The following is a 6700-nucleotide window of genomic DNA, read 5'->3' as shown; positions in this document are numbered from 1 at the left end:
CCGGGCGCGCGGGCCGCGCCCCCGACTCCAGGGCTGGCACGACCTGGCGCGCACGCCGACCTACCCCTCGCACCGGCCCGCGGTGCAGTTCGACCACGTCCTGGCGATCGGCGTGCCACGCACGGCGGTCGGCCCGGCGGCGGCGCCGCGCGCGGCGGTGTCGGACCACCGCCCGCTGCTGGTCGAGGTGTCGCTGTAGGCGCGAGCCCGCCTGGACGTACCTACTGGGGCGTCAGGACTCCACCCTGCTGCGGGAGGTGAACGGTGCTCATGACCTGGGGTCCCGTCGGGCCGAGCGCGGGCGGGGGGTCGAACTGGAGCAGCAGCATGGCCGCGTCGTCGCCGAGCTGGCGCCCGACGTGGCGCACCACGTCCTCGTGCAGGCGCTGCAGGACGTCGGCCGGGCGGCCGGCGGCGCAGCGCGGGAAGCGTTCGGCCAGCGGGTAGAAGGCGCCCGTGCGGTCGCGGGCCTCGATCACCCCGTCGGTGAACAGCAGCACCCGGTCGTCGCCCTGGAGCAGCAGCCGGTGCACCGGCGGGCGCACGTCGGACGGGTCGAGGACGCCCAGCGGCGGTACGGTCTCGGTGAGTTCGAGCGGGCTGACCTCCCCGCCGCGCAGCAGCAGCGGGGCGGGGTGGCCGCAGTTGACGATCTCCGCGGCACCGTCGGGCCCGACGCCGATCAGCACCAGGGTGACGAACTCCTCCTCCACGCCCGGGTGGTCGTTCTCGTGCAGGGCGCGGTCGAGACTGACGGCCAGCCAGCCGGCCACCCGGTCCAGGGCGGCCTCCTGGTGGGCGGCCTCGCGGAAGGCCCCGAGCACGGCGGCGGCCGTCTCCACCGCGCCGAGGCCCTTGCCGCGCACGTCCCCGACCACGGCCCGCACCCCGTGCCGGGTGTTGACCACCTCGTAGAGGTCGCCGCCGATCCGGGCGTGCGCGGCGGCGGCCTCGTAGTGGACGGCCGCCCGGACGGTGCCGACCCGCTCGGGGACGGGCCGCAGCAGGACCCGGCGGGCGATCGAGGCGACCAGCTGGGCGTCGGCCAGCGCCCGCTCCTGGCGCAGCCTCAGGGTGGCGCTGACCCAGCCGATCGCGGCGACGAGCAGGATCGCGAAGACGCTGGCGGCGTGCACGGACTCGCCGAGGGTGTCACTGCGGAAGGCCATCAGGAAGGCCGCCGCCTCGGTGCCCAGGCCGATGGCGAGCGGGTACCAGGTGCGGCGGCTGACCACGGCGGCCAGCGCGGGCACGGCAGTGAGGGCCGGTTCGACCGTCACCCTGGTGCCGCTGAGGTAGTCGAGGGCGACGATCAGCACCATGCCGATGAACGGCAGCGCGAGTGCCGTCCTCGGCCAGGTGCCGGTCGCGCGCGGGGCGGGCCCCGGTGTCGGCCCGGCGAACCGCTCTCTGATCCATCCGGTCGCGCTCAACTTCGGTCTCTCCAGCAGAAGACGCCGATGCCCAAGGGCACCTGCGGTGATGACTGAGGGTTAGGGAATGCGGGCCTCGCTGGCGGCCGGAGCACGGGGGTTGACCGGTTACCGACCCCACAATAGGCGCGAAACGTGCACGACGCACAGGTTTCGGGCACTGGCGCGATGACTTGGATGCTCTGCGTGACTCAATAGTCACTGTTCCCGATCAGGAGCCGTTCCAACTCTTTTCGGTCGGGAAGTCCTGTCGGACGCACGATCCGGCCACTGCGGACGTACAGGAACGAAGCCGTGACCTGCTCGGGATCGACGCCCGCGTGCTCGGCCCAGGCCAGCCGGTAGACCGCGAGCTGCAACGGGTCGGCGGTCTCCTCCCGGTGGGTCTTCCAGTCCACCACTTCGTAGCGTGACGCACCGACGGATTCCGACAACGCGTCATCCTCCCGGTAGACCGCGTCGATCCGGCCCCGCACCACCCGGCCCGCCAGCACCAGCTGGAACGGCACCTCCACCCGGTGGGGCCTGCGCTGCGCGTACGGGGTGCGCAGGAACGCCTCCTTGAGCCGTTCCAGGTCCTGCTCGTCCTCGATGCCGTCGTCGTCGGCGCCGGGCAGGGCTCCGGGCTCGACGAGCAGCAGCGGCTCGATCCGGGACTGGACCCAGGCGTGGAAGCGGGTGCCGCGCCGGGCCGCCGGCTGCGGCGGGCGCGGCATCGGGCGGGCCAGGTCGTGCGCGAAGCCGTCCGGGTCGGCGGCCAGCCGCAGCAGCTGGGTGGCGGACAGCGCCGCGGGCAGCGGCACGTCCCGCGCGGTGCGCCGGGAGCGCTCCAACTCGCCCAGCAGCGCGGTCAGATCGCGGTCCCAGGAGGCGATCTGGCGCTGGTCCTCGGGGGCCGTCTCCTCGGCCTCGGGAGCGGGCGCTCCGGCCACCCGCGCACGCACCACCTCGGCGACCCGGCGGCGGGCGTGCTGGGCGGCCGGGTCCAGCGGCAGCGGCCAGGGGCGCTCGACGGGTGCGGCCAGTGCCGGGTTCCCGGCGCCCTTCTCCGGCTGCTCGGCCCAGTGCTCGACCTCGCCGGCGCCGGGCCGCTCGCAGTGCTCGCGCAACCGCTCCAGGAAGGCGGACGGACCGCGGACGGTCTTCTGGCTCGGCCCCCACCAGTGCCCGGAGGCCAGCAGCAGCGACCGCGGCCGGGTGAACGCCACGTAACCCAGGCGCAGTTCCTCGGTGCCGGAGTGCTCGGCCAGCTCCTTCTTGAACGCGGTCATCGACTTCCCGTTCCACCCCCCGCGCACGTCGGGCAGAGTTTCGGCGTCGCCGCGCAGGGCGTGCGGGAGCACGCGCTTGGTGCTCGTCCAGCGTTCGCGCGGGCTGGACGAGGGGAACGCGCCCCGCACCAGGCCTGGGACCGCCACCACGTCCCACTCCAGGCCCTTGGACTTGTGCGCGGTGAGCACCTTCACGGTGTCCTCGCCGCCGGGCAGGCTGCTGTCCAGGCCGCGCTCGTACTCCTGGGCGGCCCGCAGGAAGCCGAGGAAGGCCGACAGGCCCGGGTCGCCGTCGAGGTCGGCGAAGGAGGCGGCGACGTCCAGGAAGGCGTGCAGGGTCTCCCGCCGGCGGGCGGCCAGGGCCTGCGGGGAGGCGGCGAGTTCGACCTCCAGACCGGTGACGGACAGCACCCGGTGCAGCACGTCCATCAGCGGGTCGGCGAGCGAGCGGCGCAGTTCGCGCAGCTCGGCGGCGAGCCGGGCGAAACGCACCCGCGCCTCGGCGGAGAACCGCAGCTCGTCCGGCTTCCCCTCCTCACCGGACGGGGCGTCGAGGAAGGTCTCCACCGCGTCGGCCAGCGAGACCACCTCGGTCGGGTCGGCCTCGGCGACCGCGGCGGCCAGCGCCTCGACGCCCTCGGGCCGGTCGGTGCGCACCAGGTCGGCGGCCCGGCGGCCGAGCAGCGCGAGGTCGCGCGGGCCGATCCGCCAGCGCGGTCCGATCAGCAGGCGCACCAGCGCGGCGTTGGCGGTCGGGTCCTGCAGCACCTCGCAGACCGCCACCAGGTCGGCCACCTCGGGCAGCTGCAGCAGCCCGCCGAGGCCCACGACCTCGACCGGCACCTCCCGGGCGACCAGCGCGGCGTGGATGTCCGGAAAGGCCGCGCCGCCGCGGCACAGCACGGCGATCCGGCCCGGCGCGGTGCCGGTGCGCACCAGGTGGGCGATCGAGTCGGCGAGCCAGTCGATCTCCTCGGCGTGGGTGGGCAGCAGCGCCGTGCGCACGTAGCCGTCCTGCTCGGCACCGGGGGCCGGGCGCAGCGCCTCCACGCCCTCGTGCATCTCCCGCAGCGGGGCGGCGAGCTCGTTGGCGAAGGCGAGCAGGCGTCCGCCGCTGCGGCGGTTCTCGCTCAGCGCGTGGCGGTCGGCGGGGCGGCCGTCGGCCTTCGGGAAGTGCCGGGGGAAGTCGTCCAGATTGGCCACGGAGGCGCCGCGCCAGCCGTAGATCGCCTGGCAGGGGTCGCCGACGGCGGTCACCGGGTGGCCGCTGCCGGTGCCGTCCGGGCCGGCGCCGAACAGACCGGCGAGCATCAGCCGCTGGGCGACCGAGGTGTCCTGGTACTCGTCCAGCAGCACCACCTTGAACTGGCCGCGCAGCAGCCCGCCGACCTCCGGGCGCTGCTGGGCGAGCCGGGCGGCGGCGGCTATCTGGTCGCCGAAGTCCATCAGCCCGGCGGAGCGCTTGCGGCACCGGTAGTCCTCGACCAGCCGCAGCAGCTCCAGCCGGGCCCGGGCGGTGGCCGGGACGGCCCGCAGGTCGTCGTTGGTCAGCTTGACGGTGGCGAGGGTGTCCAGCAGCTCCTCGTCGAAGTCGCGCAGGGTCTGCGGCTCGACCAGGTGCTCGGCGAGCTCGCCGTCCAGCGCGGTCAGGTCGGCGACCAGGTTGGCGAAGGTGCCGGTGAGCGCGGGGAACGGGCCGCGGGCGGTGCGCAGCACCTTGGCGGCGAGCTGGAAGCGGGTGGCGTCGGCGAGCAGCCGGACGTCCGGCTCGATGCCGATCCGCAGGCCGTGCTCCTTGAGCAGGCGGCCGGCGAAGGCGTGGTAGGTGGAGATCTCCGGGTCCCCGAGCGCCTCGGCGGCCCGGTCCGTGACTCCGGCCCGCAGGAGGGAGAGGCGCACCCGTTCGGAGAGCTCGCCGGCGGCCTTGTTGGTGAAGGTGAGGCCGAGCACCTCCTCGGGCCGTACGGCGCCGGAGCCGACCAGCCAGACGACCCGGGCGGCCATCACCGTGGTCTTGCCGGAGCCGGCGCCGGCCACGATCACGGCCGGCTCCAGGGGGGCGCCGATGGCCGCCATCTGCTCCCGGTTGAACGGGATCCCCAGCAGCTCCTTGAGCTGGTCGGGATGGCTGAGCACGGCGGTCACCCCGCAACCGTAACCGGAGCGACGGACAGGCGCTCACGCCTGTCCGCCCCGCCCCGAGCCGAAGGGCGCGCCGGTGCCGAAGGCGGGGGCCCCTCCTGCCCGATGGCGGGCAAGGAGGGCGAGCGACGAGCGACCGACGAAGGAGGGAGTGCCGGAGCGAAGGGTGTCGGCGCGGGTCCGGGCGCCCGGAGGCGAGCGGGCGAGTCACGGACAACCCTCACTCGACCAGTTGGGCGCCGTCGCGCTGGGCGGAGCAGCTGCGGCGGAAGGCGCAGCGGTCGCAGCCGCCGCCGGTCTGCGGGACGAAGCGCTCGGCGAGGACCTTCCCGGCCGCCTCGGCGAGCAGGTTCTCGATCCAGGGTTCGCCCTCCGGCGGCTCCTGCCGCTGCACCTTCGGGGCGTCCTGGGCGGCCTTGGCGGCGGGCTCGCGCAGGTGGACCAGTTCGGCGCCGCCGGTGTCCGGCGGGTGCGCGGTGAAGCCGGGCAGCTCGTTGAGGGCGCCGGCCCGGACGGCGAGCTGGTAGACGGCGAGCTGCTTGTGCTCGGGCAGCGACTTGTCGGCGGGTATCTGCTTGCCGGTCTTGAAGTCGACCACGTAGGCGCGCCCGGCCGCGTCCTTCTCCACCCGGTCCATCGAGCCCCGGATGCGCACCGAGACGCCGCCGACGTCGAGGGTGACGTCGAAGCCGTGCTCGGTGGCGACGAGGTCCCGGCCGCGCTCCAGGACGTGCCAGTTGAGGAAGCGTTCCAGGGCGGCCCGGGCCTCGGCCTTCTCCTGGTGGGACTTCCAGGGGGCGTCGAAGGCCAGCGCGTCCCAGACGGTGTCCAGCCGCTCCATGAGCACGGCGAGGTCGGCGGGGGTACGGCCGGAGCCGACCTCGTCGGCGAGGGCGTGCACCACGTTGCCGAAGCCCTGGGCGGCCGAGCCCGCGCCGCGCGCCTTGACCTCCTTGTCCAGGAACCACTGCAGGGAGCAGCTCTCCAGCTGCTCCAGCCCGCTGCCGGACAGCCGGACCGGCGCGTCGGCGCTGCGCAGCGGCTCGGGGGCGGTGGTCGGGTCGTCCAGGCCCCACCAGCGCTCCGGGCGGGCGGCGGGCACCAGCGGCAGCCCGTCCTCGTCGGTGGCGGCGGCGAGGGTGGCGAGCCGTTCGGCGGCGGCGCGGCGCAGTTCGGGCGAACGGGCGGGGTCGACGGTGACCGCGCGCAGTTCGGCGACCAGCGCGGCCACCGACAGCGGACGGCGCGGGCGGTGGGTGACGTCCTCGACGGTGACCGGCGGGGTGCGGCGGACCACCTTGCCGCTCCTGGGGTCGACGTCCTCGCGGTAGAGCTCGCGCAGGAAGCGGGAGGGCTCGTCGCCGTCGTCGGCGGGGGCCTTGACGGCGGTGACGATCAGCCGCTCCTTGGCCCGGGTCGCGGCGACGTAGAAGAGCCGGCGCTCCTCGCCGAGCAGCGCGCCCGGGGAGAGCGGTTCGGCGAGGCCGTCGCGGCCGATCCGGTCGGCCTCCAGCAGGGAACCGCGGCGGCGCAGGTCGGGCCAGAGGCCGTCCTGGACGCCGGCCACCACGACCAGGCGCCACTCCAGGCCCTTGGAGCGGTGGGCGGTCATCAGCCGCACCGCCTCGGGGCGCACGGCCCGGACGGTGAGGGTGTCGGCGGCGATGTCCTGGGCTTCGAGTTCGGCGAGCAGGTCCAGGGCGCTGCGGTGGCCGGTGACCTGCTCCTCGGCCCGGGCGGCGGTCTCGAAGAGGGCGCACAGCGCGTCCAGGTCGCGGTCGGCGTTGCGGCCGGCCGCGCCGCCGCGCAGGGCGGCCCGCTCCAGGCGTTCGCGCCAGCGGCGGCTGCCGTCCC

Annotated in this window: 3 protein-coding genes and 1 pseudogene; 1 reads left to right on the top strand and 3 read right to left on the bottom strand. The window is 75.3% G+C overall.

Annotated elements, in window-relative coordinates; translation table 11 throughout:
* Positions 1-199, top strand: a pseudogene (locus tag KS423_RS34450) (hypothetical protein); the annotation flags it as partial.
* Positions 200-221: 22 nt separating this feature from the next.
* Here KS423_RS34450 and KS423_RS34445 read toward each other — a convergent pair.
* The 3 genes from KS423_RS34445 to KS423_RS34435 form a co-directional block, all read right to left on the bottom strand.
* Positions 222-1433 (bottom strand): PP2C family protein-serine/threonine phosphatase, encoded by a 1212-nt coding sequence (locus tag KS423_RS34445; protein WP_224283688.1) that lies wholly within the window; start codon positions 1431-1433, stop codon positions 222-224.
* A gap of 191 nt (positions 1434-1624) precedes the next feature.
* Entirely contained in the window at positions 1625-4849 is a 3225-nt protein-coding gene (locus KS423_RS34440) for an ATP-dependent DNA helicase (protein WP_224283687.1), read from the bottom strand.
* Between the two features lie 217 nt (positions 4850-5066).
* A partial coding sequence (locus KS423_RS34435) for a PD-(D/E)XK nuclease family protein (protein WP_224283686.1) occupies positions 5067-6700 on the bottom strand: 1634 nt, incomplete at its 5' end.

It is taken from the genome of Streptomyces sp. LS1784, from assembly GCF_020103755.1.
In the GTDB taxonomy this organism is placed as follows: domain Bacteria; phylum Actinomycetota; class Actinomycetes; order Streptomycetales; family Streptomycetaceae; genus Kitasatospora.
This window is presented reverse-complemented; position numbering and strand designations above follow the sequence as displayed.